This window comes from Pseudomonas sp. P4_C3 (genome assembly GCF_056402075.1).
On the sequence record NZ_JBFUIC010000508.1, the window covers coordinates 1 to 2,132 of the forward strand.

A 2,132-nucleotide genomic window follows, 5' to 3' on the forward strand; every position below is an offset into this window, starting at 1 on the left:
CCCACCAGCCGCGACCGGTGGCGGCATTCAGTGAATCCTGGCCGAAACGTTGATCGGCCAGCAGCCCGACATCGGCGTCGATGCCTTGCTCGCGCAAATCGGCTTCGACCCGCTCCACGGCCTGGATAAAAAGTTGCTTGAGTTCGCAGATGGCGTTGAGGTCACGGCCGCCCTTTTGCGCCAGTTCCACCAGTTGCCAACGATGGTCGAAGGCAAAGATGAACAGTTGCTTCCACTGTTTGCGCGGCACGCTGACCTGATGCAGGCGCTGCAACACCGCGTCCTGGTCCGGACGGGTAATCGGCACCGGGCTGTTGAACAGGTAATCCAGTTCGGCGCGGGTCGGCATCGCCGGGGCGCAGGCATGGCGCGACACCACCAGGCCGCCGCAGGCGTTGGCCAACTGGCAGCAGCGCTCATCGCTGGCGTCCTCCAGCCAACCACTGAGGAAGCCCGACATGAAGGCATCGCCGGCCCCCAGCACGTTAAGCACTTCCACACGCACGCCGGGATAAATCGCACCGTCTTCAAGACGGGTCGGGATCTCTCCATGAATCACCGTGCAGCCTTGCGGGCCGAGCTTGACCACCAGGGTCGCCACGCTCAAGCGTCGGACATTGCGCAGCGCAGTGAGCAAATCCTCGGCACCACCGGCAATCAGGAACTCTTCTTCAGTGCCGACGATCAGGTCGAAACGCGGAAGGATTTTCTGCACATGCTGGCTGACGTTCTGGTCGGCGACGAAACGGGTCTCACCGTCCGCCTTGCCGGCCAAACCCCAGAGCACCGGGCGGTAGTCGATATCCAGCACCCGCTTGACGTTGTGCTTCTGTGCATAGTCCAGGGCCTGGATGCTCGACTTGTACACACCGTCGGTGGAGAAATGCGTGCCGGTGATCAGCAAGGCTTTACTGGAAGCGATGAAGGCTTCGCTGATGTCTTCGGCCCGCAGTGCCATGTCGGCGCAGTTTTCGCGGTAGAAGACCAAAGGAAAGGTTTCGCGGTCCTTGAGCCCCAGCAGGACCATGGCGGTCAGGCGTTCCGGATCGACCTTGATGCCACTGACATCGCAGCCTTCACGGGCCAGGGACTCAACGAGGAAGCGCCCCATATGGTCGTCCCCTACCCGGCTCAGCATCGCCGACTTGAGCCCCAACCGCGCGGTGCCGAAGGCGATGTTGGCGGACGAGCCGCCGAGGTACTTGGCAAAGCTGCTTACATCCTCCAGCCGCGCCCCGACTTGCTGCGCATAGAGGTCGACGCCTAGGCGCCCCAGGCAAATCAGATCCAATTGACGCCCACTGGCAAAACGAGTCTGGCCCATGCTGGCTCCTGTTATTTTTATCAGCCTGCGTTCGGGGCGATGGCCGTACCGAACACTCTTGGTGGATGCAGACTAAAACGACCGGGACCGAACAATCAATAATTATTCCAAATATTTTTACATGGAATATTTTTTCCAATAAGCTTTAGCACAAGCGTTCCAGAAGCAGTGCATCGTTTCAGCAAGCTTCACACTGCTGCAAGCTCAAGATTTTATTCGGGCCTACCCTGTAGACTGCGCACAGCCAACCTATTGTCAGGGGACGAGGTGAAAAATCGTCCCTATAAGAACAAGCCAGAAGGATTTCCTCATGTCCCGCACCGATCAGCCGGCTACGACCGAGAGCACGTCCGACAGCGATCTCACCAGCCCCCCGATCAATGCCGAGCGTCTGCTGCAGCTGATCACCGATGAATACGAAAGCCTGCCGCGCCAGCTCAAACGCATCGCCAGCTACATGAGCCAGCAGAGCGACCGGATCATGGTCGACCGCATCAGCGACATCGCTCGCGAGTGCGAAGTGCACCCGTCGGCCATCGTGCGGTTTTCCCAGCGTTTCGGCTTCAGCGGCTTCAGCGAAATGCAGGCGCTGTTTCGCGAGGCGTATACCCACAAGACCACGCCGGTGCAGAACTACCAGCAGCGCATTCGCAGCATGATCGCCAACAAGTCACAGAAGGCCAGCGGCGGCGACCTGGCGCGCGAATGCATCAACGCCACCCTGTCGGGCATCGAACGGCTGGGGCTGGAACTCGATGACCAGGCCTTCGACAAGGCCGTGGATCTGGTGGTCAACGCTGACAACATC

At 59.9% G+C, this 2,132-nt stretch carries 2 protein-coding genes; one reads left to right on the plus strand and one right to left on the minus strand.

Annotation, left to right across the window (positions count from 1 at the left end):
* A partial coding sequence (locus tag AC1DVH_RS29955; RefSeq protein WP_477756840.1) for a bifunctional 5-dehydro-2-deoxygluconokinase/5-dehydro-2-deoxyphosphogluconate aldolase occupies nt 1–1,324 on the minus strand: 1,324 nt, incomplete at its 3' end.
* A gap of 310 nt (nt 1,325–1,634) precedes the next feature.
* Here AC1DVH_RS29955 and AC1DVH_RS29960 point away from each other — a divergent pair.
* A partial coding sequence (locus AC1DVH_RS29960; protein ID WP_477756841.1) for a MurR/RpiR family transcriptional regulator occupies nt 1,635–2,132 on the plus strand: 498 nt, incomplete at its 3' end.